Source organism: Aromatoleum sp., assembly GCF_035254505.1.
GTDB lineage: Bacteria > Pseudomonadota > Gammaproteobacteria > Burkholderiales > Rhodocyclaceae > Aromatoleum.
Map to the genome: position 1 here is coordinate 1 of NZ_DATFAO010000088.1, position 24264 is coordinate 24264.

18 protein-coding genes, 3 tRNA genes and 1 pseudogene are annotated in these 24264 nt (G+C 65.8%); 15 read left to right on the top strand and 7 right to left on the bottom strand.

Annotation, left to right across the window (positions count from 1 at the left end):
* The 10 genes and pseudogenes from VJ673_RS17955 to VJ673_RS18000 form a co-directional block, all read left to right on the top strand.
* Positions 1-450, top strand: a pseudogene (locus VJ673_RS17955) (cytochrome C); the annotation flags it as partial.
* Positions 451-721: 271 nt separating this feature from the next.
* Positions 722-2698, top strand: a complete 1977-nt coding sequence (locus tag VJ673_RS17960; RefSeq protein WP_324127537.1) for an AMP-dependent synthetase/ligase — start codon at positions 722-724, stop codon at positions 2696-2698.
* Between the two features lie 11 nt (positions 2699-2709).
* Complete coding sequence (locus tag VJ673_RS17965) at positions 2710-3540, top strand: ABC transporter ATP-binding protein (protein ID WP_324127538.1); 831 nt, start codon at positions 2710-2712, stop codon at positions 3538-3540.
* 34 nt (positions 3541-3574) lie between these two features.
* Complete coding sequence (locus tag VJ673_RS17970; RefSeq protein WP_324127539.1) at positions 3575-4501, top strand: branched-chain amino acid ABC transporter permease; 927 nt, start codon at positions 3575-3577, stop codon at positions 4499-4501.
* A 37-nt stretch (positions 4502-4538) separates the two neighbouring features.
* Entirely contained in the window at positions 4539-5606 is a 1068-nt protein-coding gene (locus VJ673_RS17975) for a branched-chain amino acid ABC transporter permease (RefSeq protein WP_324127540.1), read from the top strand.
* A gap of 89 nt (positions 5607-5695) precedes the next feature.
* Complete coding sequence (locus VJ673_RS17980; RefSeq protein WP_324127541.1) at positions 5696-7021, top strand: ABC transporter substrate-binding protein; 1326 nt, start codon at positions 5696-5698, stop codon at positions 7019-7021.
* 89 nt (positions 7022-7110) lie between these two features.
* Positions 7111-7950, top strand: coding sequence for an ABC transporter ATP-binding protein (locus VJ673_RS17985; RefSeq protein ID WP_324127542.1), 840 nt, complete (start codon positions 7111-7113; stop codon positions 7948-7950).
* A gap of 262 nt (positions 7951-8212) precedes the next feature.
* Positions 8213-9445 carry a phenylacetate--CoA ligase family protein gene (locus VJ673_RS17990; protein ID WP_324127543.1) on the top strand — a complete coding sequence of 411 codons (1233 nt, stop codon included), beginning with the start codon at positions 8213-8215 and terminating at the stop codon, positions 9443-9445.
* 16 nt (positions 9446-9461) lie between these two features.
* Complete coding sequence (locus tag VJ673_RS17995; protein WP_324127544.1) at positions 9462-10628, top strand: CaiB/BaiF CoA transferase family protein; 1167 nt, start codon at positions 9462-9464, stop codon at positions 10626-10628.
* Positions 10629-10721: 93 nt separating this feature from the next.
* On the top strand, positions 10722-11612 hold the full coding sequence (locus tag VJ673_RS18000) for an AEC family transporter (protein ID WP_324127545.1): 891 nt from the start codon (positions 10722-10724) through the stop codon (positions 11610-11612).
* Positions 11613-11619: 7 nt separating this feature from the next.
* Here the strand turns inward: VJ673_RS18000 and VJ673_RS18005 are convergent, their stop codons facing one another.
* From VJ673_RS18005 to VJ673_RS18015, 3 genes are all read right to left on the bottom strand, one after another.
* Positions 11620-12084: a PhaM family polyhydroxyalkanoate granule multifunctional regulatory protein gene (locus VJ673_RS18005; RefSeq protein ID WP_324127546.1), complete on the bottom strand. Its 465-nt coding sequence runs from the start codon at positions 12082-12084 to the stop codon at positions 11620-11622.
* 83 nt (positions 12085-12167) lie between these two features.
* Complete coding sequence (locus tag VJ673_RS18010; RefSeq protein WP_324127553.1) at positions 12168-14060, bottom strand: hybrid sensor histidine kinase/response regulator; 1893 nt, start codon at positions 14058-14060, stop codon at positions 12168-12170.
* A 29-nt stretch (positions 14061-14089) separates the two neighbouring features.
* Positions 14090-15037 (bottom strand): ABC transporter substrate-binding protein, encoded by a 948-nt coding sequence (locus VJ673_RS18015; protein WP_324127547.1) that lies wholly within the window; start codon positions 15035-15037, stop codon positions 14090-14092.
* A gap of 307 nt (positions 15038-15344) precedes the next feature.
* On the opposite strand from VJ673_RS18015, the gene VJ673_RS18020 reads away from it, so the two are divergent.
* Positions 15345-15974 (top strand): response regulator transcription factor, encoded by a 630-nt coding sequence (locus VJ673_RS18020; protein ID WP_015437602.1) that lies wholly within the window; start codon positions 15345-15347, stop codon positions 15972-15974.
* Between the two features lie 21 nt (positions 15975-15995).
* Here the strand turns inward: VJ673_RS18020 and VJ673_RS18025 are convergent, their stop codons facing one another.
* The 4 genes from VJ673_RS18025 to VJ673_RS18040 all read right to left on the bottom strand — a co-directional run bounded on the left by VJ673_RS18025 (position 15996) and on the right by VJ673_RS18040 (position 22750).
* Positions 15996-16709 carry a nucleotide-binding protein gene (locus VJ673_RS18025; RefSeq protein ID WP_324127548.1) on the bottom strand — a complete coding sequence of 238 codons (714 nt, stop codon included), beginning with the start codon at positions 16707-16709 and terminating at the stop codon, positions 15996-15998.
* Between the two features lie 96 nt (positions 16710-16805).
* Positions 16806-17564, bottom strand: a complete 759-nt coding sequence (locus tag VJ673_RS18030; protein WP_324127549.1) for a class I SAM-dependent methyltransferase — start codon at positions 17562-17564, stop codon at positions 16806-16808.
* 76 nt (positions 17565-17640) lie between these two features.
* The gene (locus VJ673_RS18035) at positions 17641-21225 is read right to left on the bottom strand and encodes an indolepyruvate ferredoxin oxidoreductase family protein (protein WP_324127550.1); all 3585 of its coding nucleotides are present in this window, start codon (positions 21223-21225) and stop codon (positions 17641-17643) included.
* 118 nt (positions 21226-21343) lie between these two features.
* Entirely contained in the window at positions 21344-22750 is a 1407-nt protein-coding gene (locus tag VJ673_RS18040) for an FAD-binding oxidoreductase (RefSeq protein WP_324127551.1), read from the bottom strand.
* Between the two features lie 184 nt (positions 22751-22934).
* Between VJ673_RS18040 and VJ673_RS18045 the strand changes: the two genes are divergently transcribed.
* The 4 genes from VJ673_RS18045 to tuf form a co-directional block, all read left to right on the top strand.
* Positions 22935-23019, top strand: a tRNA-Tyr gene (locus VJ673_RS18045).
* 66 nt (positions 23020-23085) lie between these two features.
* Positions 23086-23159, top strand: a tRNA-Gly gene (locus VJ673_RS18050).
* Between the two features lie 26 nt (positions 23160-23185).
* A tRNA-Thr gene (locus VJ673_RS18055) sits at positions 23186-23260 on the top strand.
* 78 nt (positions 23261-23338) lie between these two features.
* The coding region (tuf, locus tag VJ673_RS18060) for an elongation factor Tu (RefSeq protein ID WP_324127552.1) at positions 23339-24264 on the top strand (926 nt) is incomplete at its 3' end.

A 24264-nucleotide genomic window follows, 5' to 3' on the forward strand; every position in this document is an offset into this window, starting at 1 on the left:
CGCTGGACCTACTTCGAGAAGTTCGACTACTGGGCGGTGTTCTGGGGTGTGAACATCATCGGCTGGAGCGGCCTGATGCTGGCCTTCCCGCACGTCACGGCGAGCTTCCTGCCGGGCTGGGTGTTCAACGTCGCGACGCTGGTGCACGGCGAGGAAGCCTTCCTCGCGGCGGTGTTCCTCTTCACGGTGCACTTCTTCAATAACCACTTCCGCCCCGACAAGCTGCCGCCGCCGGACGTCGTGATGTTCACCGGCACGCAGTCGCTCGAAGAGTTCCGCCGCGAACATCCGGCGCAGTACCAGCGTCTGGTTGAGTCGGGCGAACTCGAGAAGTACATCGTCGATGCGCCCTCGCGGCCGATGCATGTCAGCTCGGTGATCCTCGGCCTGGTGCTGATCACCTTCGGCCTCGTGCTGCTGGTGCTGGTCGGAACGGGCTTCTTCAGCTGATCCACGGCTGAGTCGTCATGACGAAGGGGAGGCGTGAGCCTCCCCTTTTTTTGTCCACGTTTCGCATGAATTGCGGTTGTTACGATTCAGTACATTCCGCAAACAGTTGCGCAAACATGGCTTGCGACACTGCACGCACACAAAAGCGCGCCCTCATCGTTCGACGGGGGAGGACGCTTCGGCGCACACGATTGCGCCGAACCCCGGACCCGCAACCGATAAACACGGGCCGGATGGAGACGCAGCTTAAAAACCGAAGGAGGAGGTGCTTATGTCCGACAGTAACGGGCAAGCCGTGCATGCGGCGGCCCTGGACACATTCCCGCGGCTGTTGATGCACCACGCGGCAGTGCGGCCGAACCGGCCCGCGATGCGCGAGAAGGAATACGGCATCTGGCAGACCTACACCTGGGCCGAAGTCGCGCAGAACGTGCGCGCCATCGCCTGCGGGCTCGCGGAACTGGGCTTCAAGCGGGGCGACCGCCTCGCCATCATCGGCGACAACCGTCCGCGGCTCTACTGGTCGGTCGCAGCCTGCCAATGCCTTGGCGGCATTCCGGTGATGCTCTACCAGGACGCCGTGGCGCAGGAAATGGCCTACGTGCTGCAGGACGCCGAGATCCGCTTCGCGGTCGTCGAGGACCAGGAGCAGGTCGACAAGATGCTCGAGATCCTGCCCGACGTGCCCTTCCTCGCGCACGTCATCTACGACGACCCGCGCGGGCTGCGCCACTACACGCAGTCGCTGCTGATGGGCCTGGACTCGCTGCAGGAAGCGGGCCGCATCCACGACCGCAATCACACCGACTTCCTCGACGCCGAGATCGACAAGGGCGCGGGCGACGACATCTCGGTGATGCTCTACACCTCCGGCACCACCGGCAAGCCCAAGGGCGTATGCCAGACCCACGGCGCGTTCATCGCCGCAGCGCAGGGCGCGATGCAGGTCGACGGCCTCACCGACGGCGAAGACATCCTGTCCTACCTGCCGATGGCCTGGGTCGGCGATCACCTCTTCTCGTTCGCACAGGCGATGGTCGCGGGCTTCACGATCAACTGCCCCGAGTCCGGCGAGACGGTGATGACGGACCTGCGCGAGATCGGGCCGACCTACTACTTCGCCCCACCGCGCGTGTTCGAGAACCTGCTCACGCAGGTGATGATCCGCATGGAGGACGCGACCGCTCTCAAGCGCAAGCTCTTCCACCACTTCCTCGGTGTCGCCCAGCGTTGCGGCGCCGACATCCTCGACGGCAAGCCGGTGTCCACCGGCGACCGCTTGCAGTACTGGCTCGGCAACCTGCTGGTGTTCGGTCCGCTGAAGAACGTGCTCGGCATGAGCCGCATCCGCGTCGCCTACACGGCGGGCGCCGCGATCGGACCGGACCTCTTCCGCTTCTACCGCTCGATCGGCGTGAACCTCAAGCAGTTCTACGGCCAGACCGAGACCTGCGCCTACGTCTGCCTTCAGCCCGACGGCCAGATCAAGTTCGACTCGGTCGGCAAGCCCGCGCCCTTCGTCGAAGTGAAGCTCGCCCACAACGGCGAGATCCTCGTCAAGGGGCCGATGCTGCTGAAGGCCTACTACAAGCGCCCCGACGCGACCGCCGAGTCGATCAACGCCGACGGTTACTTCATGACCGGCGACGCGGGCTTCTTCGACGCCGAAGGCCACCTGAAGATCATCGACCGCGCCAAGGACGTCGGCAAGCTCACGGACGGATCGATGTTCGCGCCGAACTACATCGAGAACAAGCTGAAGTTCTTCCAGCACATCAAGGAAGCGGTCACCTTCGGCAGCGGCCGCGACTACGTCACCGCCTTCATCAACATCGACCTCGAAGCGGTCGGCAACTGGGCCGAGCGCCAGGGCATGGCCTATTCCGGCTACACCGATCTCGCCTCGCAATCCAAGGTGTATGACCTGATCCGCGACTGCGTCGAGAAGGTCAATGCGGACCTCGCCGCCGACCCGAAGATGAGCGGCTCGCAGATCAAGCGCTTCCTGATCCTGCACAAGGAGCTCGACGCCGACGACGGCGAACTCACGCGTACCCGCAAGGTGCGGCGCAACTTCGTCGCCGAGCGCTATGCGGTGCTGATCGACGCGCTCTTCAGCGGCCGCAAGATCCAGCACATCGAGACGGTCGTGAAGTACGAGGACGGACGCGAGGGCCGCGTCAGTGCCGACCTGCGCATCGAAGAGGCCAAGACCTTTGCGCCGCAGGCCGCGAAGCGCGCGGCGTAAGGAGGGGAGCAATGATGATGAACGACATCGCGCAGGCGGCTCACGCCCAGGAACAGGCGAATGGCCGACGCGTCGGCGACGTGATCCTCGACCTGCAGAACATCTCGCTGTCCTTCGGCGGCGTGAAGGCGCTGACCAATATCAGCTTCAACGTGCGCGAGCACGAGATCCGCTCGATCATCGGACCGAACGGCGCCGGCAAGAGCTCGATGCTCAACGTCATGAACGGCGTCTATCACCCTCAGGAAGGCCGGATCATGTTCCGCGGCGAGGAGCGCCGCAAGATGGATCCGCACGTGGCGGCCGCGCAGGGCATCGCGCGCACCTTCCAGAACATCGCGCTCTTCAAGGGCATGAGCGTGCTGGACAACATCATGACCGGGCGCAACCTCAAGATGAAATGCAACATGCTCCAGCACGCGCTGTTCTGGGGCCGGGCGCAGGAGGAGGAGATCGAGCACCGCATGAAGGTGGAGGAGGTGATCGAATTCCTCGAGATCCAGAGCATCCGCAAGACGCCCGTCGGTCGTCTCCCGTACGGCCTGCAAAAGCGCGTCGAACTGGGCCGTGCGCTTGCCGCCGAACCCAGCCTGCTGCTGCTCGACGAGCCGATGGCCGGCATGAACGTCGAGGAGAAACAGGACATGTGCCGCTTCATCCTCGACGTGAATGACCAGTTCGGCACGACGATCGTGCTGATCGAGCACGACATGGGCGTCGTGATGGACATCTCCGACCGCGTCGTGGTGCTCGACTACGGCAAGAAGATCGGCGACGGCGCGCCCGACGAGGTCAAGAACAATCCCGAAGTGATTGCCGCCTACCTCGGCACCTCGCATTGATCGGCACCGCGGACCACAGGATCAGGAGACAACAATGCAGTTCTTTTTCGAAGTGCTGATCGGCGGGCTGCTCTCCGGCGTGCTGTACGCGCTGGTGGCGCTGGGCTTCGTGCTGATCTACAAGGCGTCCGGGGTGTTCAACTTCGCCCAGGGCGCGATGGTGTTCTTCGCTGCGCTGACCTTCGTCGGCTTCACCGAGGTGCTGCCGGCGTGGTTCGGGTTGGAAGAGGGCAGCAAGCTGGTGTTTGCGCTCGCTTTCGTGCTCGCACTCGCGGCGATGGTCGTGCTCGGCATTGCGACAGAGAAGATCGTGCTGCGCCGGCTCGTGAACCAGCCGCACATCACGCTGTTCATGGCGACGATCGGCCTGACCTACCTCGTCGAAGGCATTGCGCAGGGAATCTGGGGCGCCAACGTGCGCGGTCTGGATCTGGGCATCGCGGACGAGCCGATCGGCTGGATCATGGACAGCGCCAACATCCTGGTGTCGAAGTTCGACGTCTTCGCCGCCTCGGTCGCCGGCGTGCTGGTGGTCTCGCTCGCGCTCTTCTTCCAATTCACCCGCGTCGGCCGCGCGCTGCGTGCGGTCGCCGACGACCACCAGGCGGCGCTGTCGATCGGCATCCCGCTGCAGCACATCTGGGCCATCGTGTGGGGCGTTGCGGGCTTCGTCGCGCTGGTCGCGGGTCTGATCTGGGGCTCGCGCAACGGCGTTCAGTTTGCGCTGACCTTCACCGCGCTGAAGGCGCTGCCGGTGCTGATCCTCGGCGGCTTCACCTCGGTGCCGGGCGCGATTCTCGGCGGGCTCATCATCGGCTCGACCGAGAAGCTCGCCGAGGTCTACATCGGCCCCTTCGTCGGCGGCGGCATCGAATCCTGGTTCCCGTACATCCTCGCACTCGGCTTCCTGCTGGTGCGCCCCGAGGGCCTGTTCGGCGAACGCCATATCGATCGCGTCTGACCTGACCGCATAACGACAAGATTACGGAGACAAGCGCATGTTTTACCGTGAAGCGGGCCAGTTCAAGGCCAGTTACGAGGAAGACCAGCAGATCTTCACGATCCGCCAGGACCGTGTCGGGTTCTACGCGATCCTCGCGTTCTTCTTCCTCGCCGTTCCGGCCTTCGCCAACCAGTACTGGCTGCAGGCCATCCTGACGCCGGTGCTGATCTTTTCGCTGGCGGCGATCGGGCTCAACATCCTCACCGGTTACGCCGGCCAGCTCTCGCTCGGCTCGGCCGCCTTCATGGCGGTCGGCGCCTTCGGCGCGTACAACTTCATGCTGCGCATCGACGGCATGCCCTTCATCGTCGCGATCATCCTCGGCGGGCTGTGCGCGGCGGCGGTCGGCATCGTCTTCGGCCTGCCGAGCTTGCGCATCAAGGGCTTCTACCTCGCGGTGGCGACCCTCGCGGCGCAGTTCTTCATCGTGTGGGCGCTGGTCAAGTTCCCCTGGTTCTCGAATCACTCGAGCTCGGGCGTCATCACGACGCAGGAGATCGTGATCTTCGGCTTCGCCTTCGATTCCCCGGAGCGCAAATACTTGATCTCGCTCGCGATCGTCGCGGTGCTGGCCCTGCTCGCGAAGAACCTGGTGCGCAGCACGACCGGCCGCGCCTGGATGGCGGTGCGCGACATGGACGTTGCCGCGGAAGTGATCGGTATCCGCCCGATGCGCACCAAGCTGCAGGCCTTCGCGGTGAGCTCCTTCTACTGCGGCGTTGCCGGCGCGCTCTACGGCTACACCTATCTCGGCACCGTCGAGCCCGAAGGCTTCAACCTCGACCTGTCGTTCAAGATCCTCTTCATGATCATCATCGGCGGGGTCGGCTCGATCATGGGCTCCTTCCTCGGCGCGGCTTTCATCGTGCTGCTGCCGATCTTCCTCAACGTCGCGATGCACTCGACGCTGGGCGGCGCGGTGCCGGCGAGCCTCGCGGCGAACCTCGAACTCATCATCTTCGGCGGGCTGATCATCTTCTTCCTGATCGTCGAACCGCACGGACTCGCGCGGCTGTGGCAGATCGGCAAGGAAAAGCTCCGCCTGTGGCCGTTCCCGCACTAAGATCGGCATCTAGCCGGCATGCCATTCGCACAAGGTCCGGCGAACGTGGCAAAGAAACAGTTGGACCACACAAACGAGGAGGCGCAATCATGAAATTGAAGACCACCGTGCTGCTGGGAGCCGCCGTCGCAGGACTGCTCGCCACCGGCTATGCCGCCGCGCAGCAGCAACAGTTCATCGGCCTGCCGAGCTACCGCGTCGGCCCCTATGCATCCGGCGGTTCCGGCATCTACGGGGGCTGGATCGACTACATGACGCTGATCAACGAACGTGACGGCGGCATCAACGGCGTCAAGCTCGCCTGGGAAGAGTGCGAAACCGAATACAACAACGCCCGCGGCGTCGAATGCTACGAGCGCCTGAAGGGCAAGGGCACGACCGGCAACTCGGTGTTCCAGCCGCTCTCGACCGGCATCACCTACTCGGTGCTCGACCGCGTCGCGCAAGACAAGATCCCCCTCGTGACCATGGGCTACGGCCGTACGGACGCCGCCGACGGCCGCGTCTTCCCGTGGGTCTTCCCGCTGATCACGACCTACTGGTCGCAAGCTTCCGCCATCGTGAACTACATCGGCACGAAGGAAGGCGGCATGGACAAGCTCAAGGGCAAGAAGATCGCCCTGCTGTACCACGATTCGGCCTACGGCAAGGAATCGCACGCGATCATGGACAAGCTCGCCGCCAAGCACGGCTTCGAAGTCCTCAAGATCGCGGTCGCCCATCCTGGCAACGAGCAGCAGTCGCAGTGGCTGCAGATCCGCCAGTCGAAGCCGGACTACGTCGTGCTGTGGGGCTGGGGCGTGATGAACCCGACCGCGCTGCGCACCGCCCAGCGCACCGGCTTCCCGCGCGAAAAAATGGTCGGCGTGTGGTGGTCGGGCGCCGAGGAGGACACGATCCCCGCGGGTGACGCCGCGAAGGGCTACACCTCCGCGGGCTTCAACGTCGCCGGTGCCAACTATCCCGTGATCAAGGACATTGACAAGTTCGTGTACGGGAAGAGCAAGGGCAACATGGAAGACAAGTCGCGTCTCGGCAGCGTGTACTACAACCGCGGCGTCGTGCACGGAATTATCACCGTCGAAGCCATCCGTACCGCCCAGGAGAAATTCGGCAAGGGCAAGCCGCTTACCGGCGAACAAGTCCGCTGGGGCTTCGAGCACCTGAAGATCGACGACAAGAAGCTCGCTGCGCTCGGCGCGACCGGCTTCATGCCTGACCTCAACGTCACCTGCGCCGACCACGAAGGCGCCGGCAAGGTGAAGTTCCAGCAGTGGGACGGCGCCAAGTGGAAGGTCGTCACCGACTGGGTCGAAGGCGACAAGCCCCTCGTGCGCGGCATGGTCGAGGAGTCCGCCGCGGCCTATGCGAAGGAAAAGGGCATCACCCCGCGCGACTGCTCGAAGGAGAGCTGACGCGCACTCGCGGGGGCTGCACGGCGCAGTCCCCGCGCGGAGGACTCCCCTGACGGGGAGGCGGGACGGAGACAACAGGCGAACAGACAATGAATACAGCGACGACCACCACTGCCGCGACCGGGGCCTCGCCCTACCTCAGCATCAACAACATCGAAGTCATCTACGACCACGTGATCCTGGTGCTTAAAGGCGTGTCGCTCGAAGTGCCGAAAGGCAAGATCGTCGCGCTGCTGGGCGCAAATGGCGCCGGCAAGTCGACCACGCTGAAGTCGATCTCGAACCTGCTGCGCGCCGAACGTGGCGACGTCACCAAGGGCAGCATCGAGTTCAAGGGCGGGCGCATCGACCAGATGACTCCCAACGACCTCGTCAAACGTGGCGTCATCCAGGTGATGGAAGGCCGCCACTGCTTCGGCCACCTGTCGATCGAGGAAAACCTCCTGACCGGCGCCTACACGCGCTCGATCTCGCGCAGCGAGCTGAAGGACAACCTCGAAAAGGTCTACCACTACTTCCCGCGCCTCAAGCAGCGGCGCGCGTCGCAAGCCGGCTACACCTCCGGCGGCGAACAGCAGATGTGCGCCATCGGCCGGGCGCTGATGGCCAAACCCGAGATGATCCTGCTCGACGAACCCTCGATGGGCCTCGCGCCGCAGATCGTCGAGGAGATCTTCGAGATCGTGAAGGACCTCAACGCCAAGGAGCAGGTCAGCTTCCTGCTCGCCGAACAGAACACGATGGTCGCGCTGCGCTACGCCGACTTCGGCTACATCCTCGAAAACGGCCGCGTCGTGATGGAAGGCGAAGCGAAGGGACTGGCGGATAACGAGGACGTGAAGGAGTTCTACCTCGGCCTGTCGGGCGAAGGCAGAAAGAGCTTCCGCGAAGTCAAACACTACCGCCGCCGCAAGCGCTGGCTCTCCTGAGGACGGGCGATTGCGGCGCGATGCGGCGTTGCTCGGGCGCTTGTGTGCAGTAGCACACGGCGCACCCTCGCGCCTTGCCTCGCATCACACTTGCCCGTCCTCCACTGCGCACGACGTAGCCCCCGTTCGGGGCGTGTTTCGTGCCGAGGCATCCGCTTGCGCCAACGAGGCGCGGAACACGCCCCGGACGGGGGCGGGCTGCTCGCCATAACGGCATCAAACAAAACGACAAGCGCCAGAATCTCGCACCAGGGACCGACCGATGACCTATTACGACGCCAGAGAAACCCGTGACCCCGCCGAGCGCGAGCGCGACCTGATGGCGCGCCTGCCGGCCCAGATCGCCCACGCCAAGGCCCACGCTCCGGCCTTTGCTCAGCTTCTCGAAGGCATCGATCCGGCGACCATCACCACCCGCGAAGCTCTCGCGAAGCTGCCCGTCACGCGCAAGTCCGAACTCCTCGAACGCCAGAAAGCCGCGCGCCCCTTCGGCGGCTTCGCCGCGACGAGATGGGGCGCGGATTGCCGCCGCGTCTTCGCCTCCCCCGGCCCGCTCTACGAACCCGAAAGCGCGCGCCCTGACTATTACCGCCTCGCCCGCGCCTTCCACGCCGCGGGATTCCGCGCAGGCGATCTCGTCCACAACACCTTCTCCTACCACTTCACGCCCGCCGGCTCGATGATGGAGACCGCCGCCCACGCGCTCGGCTGCACCGTTTTTCCGGCCGGCGTTGGCCAGACCGAGCAACAAGTCGCCGCGATCGCCGACCTCCAGCCCAACGCCTACGTCGGCACCCCGTCCTTCCTGCGCATCATCCTCGAAAAGGCCGATGAACTCGGCATCGTATCGAGCTTCACCAAAGCCTTCGTCTCCGGCGAAGCCTTCCCCTCGAGTGTCCGAGAAGCCCTCGTGGCACGCGGAATCCAGGCCTCGCAAGCCTACGCTACCGCCGACATCGGCCTCATCGCCTACGAAACCCCGGCCCGCGAAGGCATGGTCCTCGACGAGGACATCCTTCTCGAGATCGTCCGCCCCGGTACCGGCGACCCCGTCCCGCCAGGCGAAGTCGGCGAAGTCGTCGTCACCACCTTCAACCCCGACTACCCGCTGATCCGCTTCGGCACGGGCGACCTCTCCACCATCCTGCCCGGCGCCTCGCCCTGCGGCCGCAGCAACGTCCGCATCAAAGGCTGGATGGGGCGCGCCGACCAGACCACCAAGGTCAAGGGCATGTTCGTCCATCCCGCCCAGATCGCTGACGTCGTCAAACGTCATCCCGGAGTGCATAAGGTGCGTCTCGTCGTGGATAATCCCGATCTCAACGACCGTATGACCTTGCACTGTGAAGTGGCCGAGGGTGGCGACGGGCTTGCGGCCGCAATCGCGACCAGCATCCGCGAACTCACCAAGCTGCGCGGCGAAGTGAGTTTCTGCGCCCCTGGCAGCCTCGCCAACGACGGCAAGGTCATCGACGACATCCGAAAATACGACTGAGCTCCCGATTCTGACGATGCGATCCAAACCCCTCGAAGGCCTGCGCGTTCTCGATCTCACCCGACTGCTGCCGGGCCCGCTGGCCACCCAGCATCTTGCCGACTACGGCGCCGAAGTGATCAAGATCGAGGACACCGGCGCCGGCGACTACGCCCGCACGATGGGCGCGATGAAGGGCGACACCAGCTACTTCTACCGCATCGTCAATCGCGGCAAGAAAAGCATCCGCCTCGACCTCAAGCAGGCCGCGGGACGCGAACTCTTCCTACGCCTCGTCGAAGGCGCCGACGTCGTCGTCGAAGGTTTTCGGCCCGGCGTGATGGACAAGCTCGGCCTCGGCTACGCGACGCTCGCCGCGACCAACCCGAAAATCGTCCTCTGCAGCATCTCCGGCTACGGCCAGACCGGCCCCTACGCACTGCGGGCCGGGCACGACATCAACTACATCGGCTACGCCGGCGTGCTCGACCAGATCGGCACGGCGGGCGGAGCTCCGGCGATTTCGAACCTGCAGATCGGCGACCTCCTCGGCGGCACGATGAGCGCGCTCTTCGGCCTGCTCGTTGCGATCATCGATGCGCGCGCGACGGGGCAGGGGCGTCACGTCGACGTCTCGATGACTGACGCCGCGCTCGCCCACGCGATCTTCCCGCTCGCCGAAGTGCTGGCGCACGGAAAGGTGCAGCCGCGCGGCGAGGATCTGCTGACCGGCGGAGTGCCCTGCTACGGCGTGTACGAAACGGCCGACGGACGCCACATGGCGGTAGGCTCGCTGGAAGAAAAATTCTGGTCGATGCTGTGCGATGCGCTCGAGCGGCCCGACCTGAAACCCGGCCATCTGTCGACGGGCGAGAAGGGCGCGCGCGTGAAAGGCGAGCTCGCGGCGATCTTCGCCACCCGCACGCAAGCTCAGTGGGTCCAGCACTTCGACGGCATCGACTGCTGCGTGACGCCGGTCCTGCGCGTCGAAGAAAGTCTCCAGGACCCGCAGCTGCGCGCCCGGGGGATGTTCGTCGAAGTCGACGGCGTCACGCAGTTCGCGCCGCCGGTCGCGATGTCCGACTTCAGCCCGGCCACCCTCACCCCGGCGCCTGCCGCCGGTGCCGATACGGATGCCGTCCTGACGACGCTCGGCCTCGACGCCGCCGAGATCCGGCGCCTGCGCGACGCGGGCGTAGTCTAATCGGTCGTGGATTTGCATCATCCCGCCGGGCGTCGTACCGGCGCGGCCGCGCGCTTGCTCGCAACGGGCCTGCCTGCACGGTAAGCTTCGGCGATGCACAGCCTCGCCCTGCTCCTGCCCGACTTCTCCCTCATCCTGCTCGGTGCTGTGCTGCGGCGGCGCCTCGTCGACAACGAGGCCTTCTGGGCCGGTGTCGAGAAGCTCGTCTACTTCGTCCTTTTCCCCGCGCTGCTCTTCAACGCGCTCGCCACCGCCGCCATCGATCCTGGCCGTGCGCTGCCGCTCTTCGTCGGCGGGCTTGGCGTCATCATCGTTGGTTTCGTTGCCGGATTCCTTGGACGCGGTCTGATGGGGCTCGACGCGATGGGCTTCGCGTCACGCCTGCAATGCGCCTACCGCTTCAATACCTACATCGGCATCGCAATCGCCGGCAAGCTTCACTCCGCGGCCGGGGTCGCGCTGATGGGCGGCCTGTGCGGCGCGATGGTCCCCTTCGTGAACGTGATGGCCGTCGGCATGCTCGCGCGCCACGGACAAGGCAGCTTGCTGCGCGAACTGTCGCGCAATCCGCTCGTGCTCGCGACTCTCTGCGGGCTCCTCTTCAATCTGCTCGGGCTCGAATTGCCGTCGCCGATGGTCGCCTTCCTCAAGCGCCTTGGCGATGCCGCCGTCGCGCTGGGCCTGCTCGCCGTCGGCGCCGCGCTGCGGTGGGGAAACATCGGCGGGCGCTGGACGGGATCGGCCTGGATCGTCGGCGTGAAACTCCTGCTGCTGCCTGCGATTGCGTGGCAGCTCGGCCGCGCGCTGGGCCTCACCGGGATCACCTTCGACGTGCTGGTGCTCTTCGCCGCCTTGCCGTCGGCGAGCTCGGCCTACATCCTCGCGATGCGCATGGGGGGAGACGGACCGGGCGTCGCCTGGCTGATCTCGGCGACGACCGTGCTGGCGGTTCCGACCTTGTCCTTCTGGCTGATGCTGCTCTAGGTAGTACTCACTTCTTCTCGGCCGCCGCCTTCTTCGCCGCCGCCGCAGTCGAGGCCGAAGCGGCTTCGGCCTTTGCCTGGGCGGGTGCGGGCGCGCCCGCCGCAGGGGCAGCCGCCGCAGCGCCCGCCTGCGAGCCCATCACATTCCAAGCCCACAGCGCCGCGGACGCGAACGGATTGCCCCCCGCGCCTTCCTCGCTGCCCGCCTTGTTCGCTGCATCGCGCGCCTGCTGACTCATCGCCTGCACCGCGGCGATCGTCGCGCGCTGCACTTCGAGCCCCTGGGTCGTCATCTGCAGCATGCTGAGATTCATCTTCAGCCAGTTCTCGACCGCCTTCAGGTCGGCGATGCGCTTGTCGAGTTCATTCACATCGAGCGTCGGGGTGACGAGTCCGGGCAGAGAAAAGCCCATGCTGCTCCACATGCCACGTACGAACTGGAGCGGATCCTGGGCGTTATTCTGATTCTGCATCGTTCTCTCCCGGCCTGTTTGGACATCTACCCATCTTACTACTACTCCTTACCGTCCAACCGCATATGCCGCAGCCGCGTCCGTCATTCGACGGCTCCTGGCAGCCGGTTGAGCAGCGCCCGCAGGCGCGCCGGACGCACCGGCTTGTGAAGCAGCGGCAGGCCCTGTTGCTGCGCGAGCCGCAAGGTGTCTTCGCCGGTGTCGCCCGTGACCAGCACTGCCGGAATGTCGCTGCCATGCAGTGCGCGCAGGCTGCGAATCACGTCGACGCCGTTGCGCGTGCCGTCGAGCCGGAAGTCGCTGATGATCAATTCCGGCTGCTTGCGTTCGCGCCGCAAGCTGTCGGTCAGCGCATCCAGGTCGCCGGCGGCGATCACGTTGCAGCCCCATGAGCTGAGCAGGCTTTGCATGCTGGTCCGTGCGAGCGGGTCGTCGTCGACGAGGGCGACGCTGAGTCCGCCCAGATCGCCCGGCGGGCGCCGGTCCTCGAGACGCTCGACTTCCGGCATCGGTGCGGCAATCGGCACCTCGACCGCGAACACCGAGCCTTTGCCCGGGCGCGAGCGCAGCGTCAGTCGGTGTCCCAGCAGGTTCGTGAGACGCCGCACAATCGGGAGTCCCAGACCGAGCCCCTTGTCGCGCGCGCGTTCCGGGTTATGCAGCTGCACGAACTCCTGGAAGATCAGCTCCTGCGACTCGGGCGGGATGCCGATGCCGTTGTCGCGCACCTCGATGCGTAGCCGATTGCCGCGGCGCCGGCACACGACGAACACCCGCCCCTTGCGCGTATAGCGGACCGCGTTGCTGACGAGGTTGCCGAGGATGCGCTCGAAGAGCACCGGGTCACTGCTGATCCAGGCATCGGTCGGCCGTGCCTTCAGCTCCAGGTCGCGCGCGTCGGCGCCGGGGCGTTCCTCGGCCGCGATGCGATCGAGCAGCGGCTGCAGCGCGAAGGGGCGAACGTTCGGCTTGACGACGTCCGCGTCGAGTCGGGAGATGTCGAGCAGGCTGTCGAGCAGGTTCTCCATCGCCCCGGCCGATGCCGCGATGCGCTCCACGAGCTGGCGGATCTGCGGCGGGTGCTGGTGCTGCGCGAGCTCGGCGATGAAGAGGCCCAACGCATGCATCGGCTGGCGCAGGTCGTGGCTCGCCGCTGCGAGGAAGCGCGATTTCGACAGCGTCGCGCGTTCGGCCTGCTCCTTGCGCTCGCGCAGCTCCGCGGTCGCCTCGGTGATTTGACGGCTCATGTCCTCGTGCGCGCTTGCGAGCTGAGTCGCCATTTCGTTGACGCCGTCTGCGAGCGTGCGCAGCGTGCCGCCACCCACCGGCGGCACACGCGCCGAGAACTGCCCGCGCCCGATCCGCTCGACGGCGGTGGCGACCTGCCGGATCGGTCCGGTCACGCTGCGGCTCATGTAGTTCGCGAGCACGAGGCTGCCGATCAGCACGAGCACGATGCTCAGCCCGCTCGTCAGCAGCAGTTCGTTTAGACGCGCGTCCAGTCGTGCACGCGAGATGTCGACCACCACCGCCCCGAGGACCGCTGGCGCGCGCGCCTCGCCCCCGACGCCGACCGCGATCCCGGACAGTCCGTCGTCGAGTTCGACCGAGCTCGGCAGGACGGGCTCTATGATGCGTAGCGTCTGGCGCGAGCTCAGCACTTCCTCGTCGGTCGTCGCGCCGCGCGGCGGCGGCAGCGCCGTGTCCAGATTGCCACTGCGCGCAAGGATCTCGCCGTTGTGCGCAAGGATCAGCACGCCGGTCAGGTCTTCCTCGGCGAGCATCGACGCCGACAGCCGCTGCAGTGTTTCGCGGTTGCCGGAGAAGAGGGCATATTCGCTCGCTGCCGCGAGCTGGCGGCCGAAGGCCTGGCCGCGTGCACGGTACGCGTCTTCGTGATCGTTGATGCGGGTGCGCGTGTAGAAGGCCGTCAGCACGATCGCCAGCACCAGCATCGGCAGCACGGCCGCGAGCATCACGCGCGCACGGATTCCCCAATGGTCGATCAAGGCTTCGGCTCCTTCAGGTTCTCGCGTTCGCGCACGCGTTCTGCGATACGTTCGGGCGCGTCCAGCTCGATGCCGAGCGAGCGCGCCACCACCGGGTTCGCGGCCACCTCGAATTCGCGCGGCGCCTGCGGCGGCGGCAGCGCCATTCCGGCCAGCACACTGCGCACGATGGCGGCCGCCTGCCGTCCGATCTGCGCCGGCGTCGAATACAGCGCGAGCAAGGCTCCCGCGCGCACGTAGGCCGGGGAGAAGCCGATCAGCGGTGTGCGGTGGCGGTAGCTGGTGAGGAGGATGTTCTGGATCGTGTAGGTATTGAATACCGCGGCGTCGGGCAGCGCGAACAGGACCGACCGTTCGCGCAGCAGCTTTTCGAGCGCTTGGAAGATTTCCCGTTCCTGGGTCACCTGAGCGACATTGACCTTCAGCTTGTGCTCGGGAGCGCTGGCGACGAACTGGCGGGCGACTTCTTCGGAATTCGGGCCGACGAGCAGGGCGACCGTTCCCTGGTCGGGCAGGGCAGCATTGAGCAGCGCGAGTTGCCGGCGCGGCGGTTGGTCGAGAAAGATCGCCGAGCGCGCCTGGCCGGGCAGCGGTGCGGGCTGTGCTTCATAGAATTCGCGGGTGAGCAGGGTGTTGAGTACCGGCTGCGCCGGCCGGCGCGCACCGACCGCCTTGGCCGCCTGGGTCCCGACCGTGACGATGATGCGCGCCTCGGCGTGTCCCCCGCCGTCGAAGTCCTGCGCCTCGACGAGACCGATGTCCGTCGCGTTCAGTTCCGGCACCAGCGCGGAGCGGATCGCCCCGACCGTCTCGTCCTGCGCAGCGTTGCGCTCCCCTGTGACGAGCACGACGCGCGGGCCCGAAGCAGCCTGGCTGATCGTCGCAAGCAGTATCAGCAAGACCGCGAGGAGCCCGCGTAGCGGATTCGACCGCCGGAAGTTCATGAGGCTGCTGCCGCGACCGGACAGCGGTGATCGGCGCTTGTGCCGAGCGCGGACTCGCCCTTGCGGCAAGGCGTCCTCCCGCGTGCGTCGCAATGCCTGATCGTTATGCCCATCGCCTTGATGATAATGGCTGAAACAAGTGCTGACAAACACCGTCGCATGCGCGGCGGGACCGTTTTTCGGCGTCCGCCGCGCAGGTGCTCGATCTCGGACGAAGACTCGATGCGCGGCCGCGCCGCCCGTCCCGCTGCGCCCGGCGCGTGCTATGCTCTTGGCTTCGTTGGCAGCCCAGTTTGCGGAGCGTTGAGTGACCAGGATTCTGATCGTCGAAGACCATGCCCTTGTCCGTGAAGCGATGGCTCAGACGCTGTCCCGGCTCGAACCCGGCGTCGAGTGTGTCGAAGCCCAGGGATCGGAGGAGGCGCTCGCGAAGCTCGAGGCGAGCCCGGACTGGGATCTCGCCGTGATCGACCTGATGCTGCCGGACCTCAACGGCTTTTCCTTGCTGGGAGTGCTGGCCAAGCGCTTCCCGGACGTGCCGACGATCGTCGTATCCGCGCTCGACGACTCGACGTCGATACGCCGCGCGATGAAGGGCGGCGCGTCGGGCTTCGTGTCGAAGGCGAGTTCCGGCGATGTCCTGCGTGACGCCGTGCGCTGCGTGCTCGCCGGCGGCATCTACTCGCCCGACAGTGCTTCCGATGCTGCCTCGAAGCGCTCTGGTGCACCGGTCAGCGAGCGATTCGGCCTCACCGCCGGGCAGACGCGGGTGCTCGAACTACTCGCGCAAGGCAAGACCAATCGCGAAATCGCCGATCTGCTGGGACTCTCCGAAGGTACCGTGAAGGTGCACATGTCGGCGATCTTCCGCGCGCTCAACGTCACCAGTCGCGCGCAGGCGCTCATCGTCATCAATCGCCACGGCCCGCGGCTGTAAGCGGACCGCAGCGGTCGCCTGCTAGTGTGAGCGGCGGCTTGCCTGCAGGCGCATCGGCATGTCTGCCGCCGATAGACGCCCTCCGACCTGATCGACTTCGTCGTCCTCGGCCTGGGCGACGGGCTCGACGTGGTCGATCTCCATCACCTCCAGCACTTGGCGCGCGAAGGCTCGGCACGCATTGGCGAGTCCCGTCGGCATTTGTTCGGGCAACTTCTTCTGCAGCAGCACCTTGGACGCCGACACCGCGCACACGGGATTCAGGATCCGATGTCGATAAGCGCCCATCAGCTGCGCCACGTTGCGGTCCGCCGCGTCGCGCTGCCAGGAGTTGGTCGGCCACTGCGTCGGCACCGCATAGGCGCGCGGGAACATCTCCAGGTCGCGCACGACGGTCCGGATATCCTCGTGCGACTCGCGGAAGGGCAGCAGCACAATGTCCGACAGCGCATACAGCCGGCGGTCCATCTCGGTGCGGTTGCCGCCGCCGTCGATCACGCCGATCCAGTCCTGCAATGAGCGCAGCTTGTCGACGACCTTCGCCAGCGCTTCGCGCGTGCGGGCGTCGGCCGTGATGTAGCGTCGCCCCTCGGGGCTCAGCGGTTCGCGCGACGTATCGGTCAGCACGCACGCCGACCGGTGCCCGAGCAGCCCCAGGCCCTGGGCGAGCATGTGCGACAAGGTGGTCTTGCCCGTACCCCCCTTGTTGCCGATGACGCAAATGATTTCAGCCATGCCGGTGTACCTCTGGTCGCGGCCTCATCGCCGCACGATCTCATTATCGGGGCCGTCCCACCCCTGCAAGCAGCGAAAAAGCGCCGTGATTTGCCGCTATTTCGCCCGCCGCTGTGTGGGGCCGACCTCGTACACGTAGAGCCGGGTCGCGCGCCGATCGGCGACGTCGACCACTTCCCGGGGTTTACGGCCGGGAACGGGAAAACTGTTGCTCACCAGTAGTGCTCCCGGCGCGAGCTCCCGTTCGGCCTTTTCCCACACCGCTGGCATCGGCACCGGCGAAAGGAAGGCGTAGACCACGTCGTACTCTGACCATGGCTCGGCAAAAAAATCCCCGCGCCGGATTGCCACGTTGCCGAGACGGCGTGCGAGCAGCCGGCTGATCAGCCACGGCGCAGGGGCGGCCTCAACCCCGTCGAAACGGCAGTCCGGGCGACGGCGTGCGAGCGGGCGCAGCAACGAACCTGTGCCGCTACCCAGATCGAGCACGCGCAGGGCACGCGCTTCCGGCAGCAGGCGTGTCATCGCCTCCACCGTGCGGCGATTCGAGAGGTACAGCGGAACCTGCGTGCGGAAGCTCGTCCAGTAGACAGCGGCGAGGAGCGCGAAGCCGCCGAGATACCAGCCCGGCGCGATGCCGAGCCGGCCGGCCGGAATCAGCATCGGCGCAAAACCCAGATGGATCGCGAGCCACCAGCGGTCGCTGCGCAGCGCCGCGGCAACGGCGATCGCAGCTGCGACCTGAACCCCGACGAGCGGCCAGATCCCGGCCGGAAGCCATCCACTGCGCGCCAAGCCAATCGCGAGGGCCCAGCCGGCAAGCTGGGAGAGCAGGGCTTTCAATGCTGGTGACATGGACGGCGAGCGCGGGACGAAGTCGCAATGATACCGCGCCACTCCCGCGCGTCAGGCGCTTGCCGGAGAAGGAGGCCTACGCCGCCTGCGACCCCCGCTCTGCGACCGCCGGCTTGCGCCATTCCTCCAGCAAGGCCGCGCGCCGCGCGTCCGCCTGCTTCATGTTGCGCGCCTTGACGTGCCCGAAGCCGCGGATCTGCTCGGGCAGGCTCGCGATCTGCACCGCGAGCGGCAGGCGCAGAAAGGAGAGCGTCTCCAGCACTTCCGCGATGTCGTTCTCGTAGCGCGTGATCAGCGCGCGCTCGCCGCGGCGCTCCTCGGTCCGTCCGAAGAGGTCCCAGCGCGTGCCGCGAATGCGGCGGAAGCGTGCGAGCCAGCGGAACACTCTGCGCATGCCCGGTCCGAACGCCTTCTTGCGCAACTTCCCGGTCGCCGGATCGGGCTGCGCGAGCAGCGGCGGCGCCAGGTGGAAGCGTACCGTGAAATCGCCTTCGAAGCGCTCTTCGACCTTCTGCCAGAACGCCGGATCGGTGTAGAGCCGCGCGACCTCGTACTCGTCCTTGATCGCCAGCACCTTGAAGTAGTTGCGCGCGACCGCTTCGGCGAGACGCCCCGCATTGCCGGCGCCGGCCGCCCGCTGCTCGGCATTGCGCACCCGCTCGACGAGCATCCGGTAGCGGTTAGCGTAGGCCGCATCCTGATACTCCGTGAGGTATTCGACGCGCCGTGCGATGACTTCGTCCAGCGTAGCCGCCTCCGGCACGGTTTCTTCCGCGGGCATCGCCACGCGCAGCACTGCGGTGAGACCGACTGCGGCACGCCGCCCCCACAGAAAGGCCTGCCGGTTCATCTCGACCGACACCCCGTTCAGCGCGATCGCCTGCTGCAGCGCCTCGTGCGTCACCGGCACCAGCCCTTTCTGCCAGGCGTACCCGAGCAGGAAGGCATTGGTCGCGATCGCATCGCCCATCAACTTCGTCGCGATCGCCTGTGCGTCGAGAAAATCCGCGGCCCGTGCGGCGCCGGCGGAATCCCCGGCTGCGAGCGGCAGATCGCCCACCGCATGGCGGATCGCCCCTTCCATCCGCGCAAGCGGGAAGCTCCAGTCGGGATTGCGCGTGAATTCCGAGGTCGGCGTTTCAGCGCAATTGACGACCGCGCGCGTATGTCCGGCCGCCATCTTCGTCAGCGCCTCGACGCTCGCCGTGACGACGATGTCGCCCCCGATCACCGAACGCGCCTCGCCCGCCGCGATCCGTACCGCATGCAGATCCTCAGGCCGGTCGGCGACGCGGACGTGGCTGAACACCGACCCGCCCTTCTGCGCGAGGCCCGTCATGTCCAGCACCGTCACCCCCTTGCCGTCGATGTGCGCCGCCATCCCGATCAGCGCGCCGATCGTGACGACCCCCGTGCCCCCGACCCCGGTCACGAGGAGGCCGAACGGCGTCTGAGTCGACGGCACTTCCGGCATCGGCAGATCGGGGAATGCCTCCTCAATCGTCCGCGCGCTCGCCTTGCGCAGTTGTCCGCCTTCGATCGTGATGAAACTCGGGCAGAAGCCCTTCAGGCACGAATAGTCCTTGTTGCATGAGGACTGGTCGATGCGGCGCTTCCTGCCGAACTCCGTCTCCACCGGCACGATCGACATGCAGTTCGACTCAGCCCCGCAGTCCCCGCAGCCTTCGCACACCGCCTCATTGATGAACACCCGACGCGCCGGATCGGGGAAGGTCCCGCGCTTCCTGCGCCGCCGCTTCTCCGCCGCGCAGGTCTGGTCGTAGATCAGCGCCGTCACCCCGGGCGAGGCGCGCAGATCGCGCTGGATCGCGTCCAAGTCGTCGCGATACCGGATCGGCACATGCGGCAAGTCAGCCGGACCGTAGGCGCGCGACGTGCCGTCCGTGACAACGACGATATTGCCGACTCCTTCGGCGAGGAGCTGGTGCACGATCTTCGGCACCGTCAGCTGCCCATCCACCGGCTGGCCGCCCGTCATCGCGACCGCGTCGTTGTACAGGATCTTGTAGGTGATATTCACGCCCGCCGCGATCGACTGGCGGATCGCGAGCAGGCCCGAATGGAAGTAGGTGCCATCCCCGAGGTTCGCGAAGATGTGCTTTTCGTTCGTGAAGGGCGCCTGTCCGACCCACGGCACCCCTTCGCCGCCCATCTGCGTGAAGGTCCCGGTGCGCCGCTCCGGCATCCACGTCACCATGTAATGGCAGCCGATGCCGGCCAGCGCGCGGCTGCCTTCGGGCACGTGCGTGGAGGTGTTGTGCGGGCAGCCCGAGCAGAAGGTCGGCACACGATCGATCGCGAAATAACGCTCCGCAAGCGCCTTCTCCTTCGCTTCCAGGAAAGCCAGCCGCGCCTCGATCTGCGGCGACGTGAAGAAGCGCTGGATCCGCGACGCGATCGCCCGCGCGATCATCGCCGGCGTCAGCTCCCCGGCGGCTGGCAGCAGCCACTCCCCGTGATCGACGATCCCTCCCGCCTTCGGGATCATCGCCCATTCGCCCTTCTCGTCGAACTTGCCGATCACGCGCGGGCGCACGTCCTCCCGCCAGTTGTAGAGTTCCTCCTTCAACTGGTACTCGAGAAACTGGCGCTTCTCCTCCACCACGAGGATCTCATCCAGCCCCTCGGCGAAGTGCCGCACCCCCTCGGCCTCCAGCGGCCACACCATGCCCACCTTGTAGAGCCGGATGCCGAGACTTGCTGCGAGCGCCTCGTCGATGCCGAGGTCATCGAAGGCCTGCCGCACGTCCAGATAGGACTTGCCACTGGTGATGATGCCGAGCCGCGGCGCAGGCGAATCGATCACGATGCGGTTGAGCCGATTGGCGCGGCAGTAGGCAAGGGCTGCATACAGCTTGTAGTGCAGCAGCCGTTCTTCCTGCACCAGCGGCGGATCCGGCCAGCGGATGTTGAGCCCGTCCGGCGGCAGCGCAAAATCCGCTGGGATCACAACCTCGATACGGCTCGGATCGATGTCCACCGACGCCGAAGTCTCCACCGTATCCGCGAGCGCCTTGAATGCCACCCAGCAGCCCGAATAGCGCGACAGCGCGTAGCCATGCACGCCGAAATCGATGTACTCCTGCACACCCGCCGGCGTCAGCACCGGCATCATCATCGCCTTGAAGAAATGGTCCGTCTGGTGCGGCAGCGTCGATGACTTCGCCGCGTGATCGTCACCCGCGATCACCAGCACGCCCCCGTAGCGCGAGCTGCCCGCCGCGTTGCCGTGACGGAACACGTCGCCCGTCCGATCTACGCCCGGCCCCTTGCCGTACCACATCGCGAACACGCCGTCGTACTTCGCCTGCGGCGACAGATTGACCTGCTGCGAGCCCCATACGGCGGTCGCCGCGAGATCCTCGTTCACCCCTGGCTGGAACACGATGTCGTGCTCCGCCAAATGCTTCTTCGCCTTCCATAGTGTCTGGTCGAGTCCGCCCAAGGGCGAACCGCGGTAGCCCGACACGAAGCCCGCCGTATTCAGCCCGGCCGCCGCGTCACGTTCCTTCTGGATCATCAGCAGGCGCACCAGCGCCTGATAGCCGGTGAGGAACACGCGTCCGGAGGCGAGCGTGTACTTGTCCTCGAGACTCACCGGGCGCCCGGTGGCGCCGGGCAGGGGATCAACTTCGGCCATGAGGGTCTCCCAGAAGAGAAGGCACAGCACGTCCAGCGGTTTGAGGCTCCCATCAGCCTAGCGCCTGCCTCCGCTCGCATCAATGCCTGGAGCGTCGCGCGCGGCCCGTAGCCAGTGCCTACACCGGCGGCACGACCTTTCCCGGATTCAGCAGATTGGCCGGATCGAGCGCGAGCTTGATCGCCCGCATCGCCTCCACGGCCTCGCCGCCATGCTCCGCGACGAGAAACTCCTGCTTCCCGAATCCCACCCCATGCTCACCGGTGCAGGTTCCGCCCATCTCAAGCGCACGAGCGACGATCTTGCGATTCAGCGCTTCCGCCTGCTCGATCTCGGTCGGATTGTCTGGATCCACCAGGATCAGCGTATGGAAGTTCCCGTCGCCCACGTGCCCCACGATCGGCGCGATCAGTCCAGTCCCGGCGATATCCTCGCGCGCCCCCGCAATGCAGTCCGCAAGTCGCGAGATCGGAACGCAGACGTCCGTCGTGATGCCGCGGCTGCCGGGACGCAGGTTCAGGCTGGCGAAATAGACATCGTGGCGCGCAGCCCACAAACGCGAACGGTCCTCCGGGTGCGTTGCCCATTCGAAGTCCGCCCCCCCGAACTCGCCAGCGAGCTCCTGCACCGTGCGCGCCTGCTCCTCGACCCCCGCCGGCGAGCCGTGGAACTCGAAGAACAGCATCGGCGACTCACGCAGCGTCGTCTTGCTGTAGCGATTGACGGCGCGAACCGTCAGCTCGTCGAGCAACTCGATGCGCGCCACCGGAATCCCCAACTGAATGGTCTGAATCACCGTCCGCACCGCACTGTCCAGATCCGGGAACGCACACACGGCGGCGGACACCGCCTCCGGCAGCGGATGCACCCGTACCGTGAGCTCCGTGATCAACCCCAGCGTCCCCTCCGAGCCCACCAGCAAGCGCGTCAGATCGTAGCCCGCCGAGGATTTCCGCGCGCGGCTCCCGGTCCGGATCACCGAGCCGTTTGCGAGCACCGCCTCAAGCCCCATCACGTTCTCGCGCATCGTCCCGTAGCGCACCGCATTCGTCCCCGACGCCCGCGTCGCCGCCATTCCCCCGATGCTCGCGTCCGCACCCGGATCGACCGGAAAGAAGAGCCCGGTCCCATGCAGCGCCGCGTTGAGCTGCTTGCGCGTGATCCCCGGTTGCACAACGACGTCCATGTCCTCCGAGTTGATGCGCAGCACGCGATTCATCTCGGAAAAGTCCACGCTGATACCGCCGCGTGTCGCGAGCACATGCCCCTCCAGCGAACTGCCGACGCCGAACGCGATCACCGGAACGCCATGGGCGCCGCAAGCCTTCACGATCTCGACGATCTCATCGGTCGTGTGCGGCCAGACCACGGCGTCGGGCAGCGCATCGGCGAAGTGCGACTCGTCGTGTCCGTGGTGCGCGCGCACCGCCTCCGCCGTGGAAAAGCGCTTCCCGAAGCGCCGGCACATGAAAGTCATGAAAGCTTCCGGAAGAGGCGCGCGTTGCCCATCGTGCTTGAGGGTCATGAATTCGGCTCCGATTGGACGGAAAGAACAAGGTCGGGCATTATTGCGCCCCGCGGACGGCCAAGGCCATCGTGCACCGCGGCGACAACGACCCGAATAACCCGGCGCCAGTCGTTCAGAAAAGAAAATTGCACAAAAGGTTTGACACGGCGAAATCAGTCCTCTATAGTGCTGGTCTTCGTTTGGAGGGGTTCCCGAGCGGTCAAAGGGATCAGACTGTAAATCTGACGGCACTGCCTTCGAAGGTTCGAATCCTTCCCCCTCCACCAAGTTATTTGCTGCTGGCTTGACGTTTTAAGTCGGTGCGGGTGTAAAGCGTTTCGTCTGCGTTGTATGCGGGTGTAGCTCAATGGTAGAGCAGAAGCCTTCCAAGCTTATGACGAGGGTTCGATTCCCTTCACCCGCTCCAGGTATGGCGGCACACTAGTTTTCGGAGCCCATGTAGCTCAGTGGTAGAGCACTCCCTTGGTAAGGGAGAGGCCACGTGTTCAATCCACGTCATGGGCACCACAGCATATTGCGGCGATCGTCGCAATGGTCGATCTGTCATCGGTCCGGTTTTCTGAATCTGTTTAATGAGGTGTCGGCATGGCTAAGGGTAAGTTTGAGCGGACGAAACCGCACGTAAACGTCGGGACGATCGGTCACGTTGACCATGGCAAGACGACGCTGACGGCAGCGATCACAACGATCCTGTCGAGCAAGTTCGGCGGCGAGGCGAAGGCCTACGACCAGATCGACGCGGCGCCGGAAGAAAAGGCGCGCGGCATCACCATCAATACCGCGCACGTCGAGTACGAGACGGCCAATCGCCACTACGCGCACGTCGACTGCCCGGGTCACGCCGACTACGTGAAGAACATGATCACCGGTGCCGCCCAGATGGACGGCGCGATCCTGGTGTGCTCGGCCGCTGACGGCCCGATGCCGCAGACCCGCGAGCACATCCTGCTTGCGCGTCAGGTCGGTGTGCCCTACATCATCGTCTTCCTGAATAAGTGCGACATGGTCGACGACGAAGAGCTCCTCGAACTCGTCGAGATGGAAGTGCGCGAGCTGTTGTCGAAGTACGACTTCCCGGGCGACGACGTGCCCATCATCAAGGGTTCGGCGCTGAAGGCGCTCGAAGGCGACAAGACCGACCTCGGCGAAGGCGCGATCCTGAAGCTCGCCGAAGCGCTGGACAGCTACATTCCGACGCCGGAGCGCGCGATCGACAAGCCCTTCCTGCTGCCGATCGAAGACGTGTTCTCGATCTCGGGTCGTGGCACCGTCGTGACTGGTCGTGTCGAGCGCGGCATCGTCAAGGTTGGCGACGAAATCGAAATCGTCGGCATCAAGCCCACCGTCAAGACGATCTGCACGGGCGTCGAAATGTTCCGCAAGCTGCTCGACCAAGGTCAAGCGGGCGACAACGTCGGCGTGCTGCTGCGCGGCACCAAGCGTGAAGACGTCGAGCGTGGCCAAGTGCTGGCGAAGCCGGGTTCGATCACCCCGCACACCCACTTCACGGG

Excerpts from the sequence above, each read along its gene's own strand:
- VJ673_RS17960 (WP_324127537.1), top strand. The coding sequence starts at position 722 with ATGTCCGACAGTAACGGGCAAGCCGTGCATGCGGCGGCCCTGGACACA.
- VJ673_RS17965 (WP_324127538.1), top strand. The coding sequence starts at position 2,710 with ATGATGATGAACGACATCGCGCAGGCGGCTCACGCCCAGGAACAGGCG.
- VJ673_RS17970 (WP_324127539.1), top strand. The coding sequence starts at position 3,575 with ATGCAGTTCTTTTTCGAAGTGCTGATCGGCGGGCTGCTCTCCGGCGTG.
- VJ673_RS17975 (WP_324127540.1), top strand. The coding sequence starts at position 4,539 with ATGTTTTACCGTGAAGCGGGCCAGTTCAAGGCCAGTTACGAGGAAGAC.
- VJ673_RS17980 (WP_324127541.1), top strand. The coding sequence starts at position 5,696 with ATGAAATTGAAGACCACCGTGCTGCTGGGAGCCGCCGTCGCAGGACTG.
- VJ673_RS17985 (WP_324127542.1), top strand. The coding sequence starts at position 7,111 with ATGAATACAGCGACGACCACCACTGCCGCGACCGGGGCCTCGCCCTAC.
- VJ673_RS17990 (WP_324127543.1), top strand. The coding sequence starts at position 8,213 with ATGACCTATTACGACGCCAGAGAAACCCGTGACCCCGCCGAGCGCGAG.
- VJ673_RS17995 (WP_324127544.1), top strand. The coding sequence starts at position 9,462 with ATGCGATCCAAACCCCTCGAAGGCCTGCGCGTTCTCGATCTCACCCGA.
- VJ673_RS18000 (WP_324127545.1), top strand. The coding sequence starts at position 10,722 with ATGCACAGCCTCGCCCTGCTCCTGCCCGACTTCTCCCTCATCCTGCTC.
- VJ673_RS18005 (WP_324127546.1), bottom strand. The coding sequence starts at position 12,084 with ATGCAGAATCAGAATAACGCCCAGGATCCGCTCCAGTTCGTACGTGGC.
- VJ673_RS18010 (WP_324127553.1), bottom strand. The coding sequence starts at position 14,060 with ATGCTCGCGGCCGTGCTGCCGATGCTGGTGCTGGCGATCGTGCTGACG.
- VJ673_RS18015 (WP_324127547.1), bottom strand. The coding sequence starts at position 15,037 with ATGAACTTCCGGCGGTCGAATCCGCTACGCGGGCTCCTCGCGGTCTTG.
- VJ673_RS18025 (WP_324127548.1), bottom strand. The coding sequence starts at position 16,709 with ATGGCTGAAATCATTTGCGTCATCGGCAACAAGGGGGGTACGGGCAAG.
- VJ673_RS18030 (WP_324127549.1), bottom strand. The coding sequence starts at position 17,564 with ATGTCACCAGCATTGAAAGCCCTGCTCTCCCAGCTTGCCGGCTGGGCC.
- VJ673_RS18035 (WP_324127550.1), bottom strand. The coding sequence starts at position 21,225 with ATGGCCGAAGTTGATCCCCTGCCCGGCGCCACCGGGCGCCCGGTGAGT.
- VJ673_RS18040 (WP_324127551.1), bottom strand. The coding sequence starts at position 22,750 with ATGACCCTCAAGCACGATGGGCAACGCGCGCCTCTTCCGGAAGCTTTC.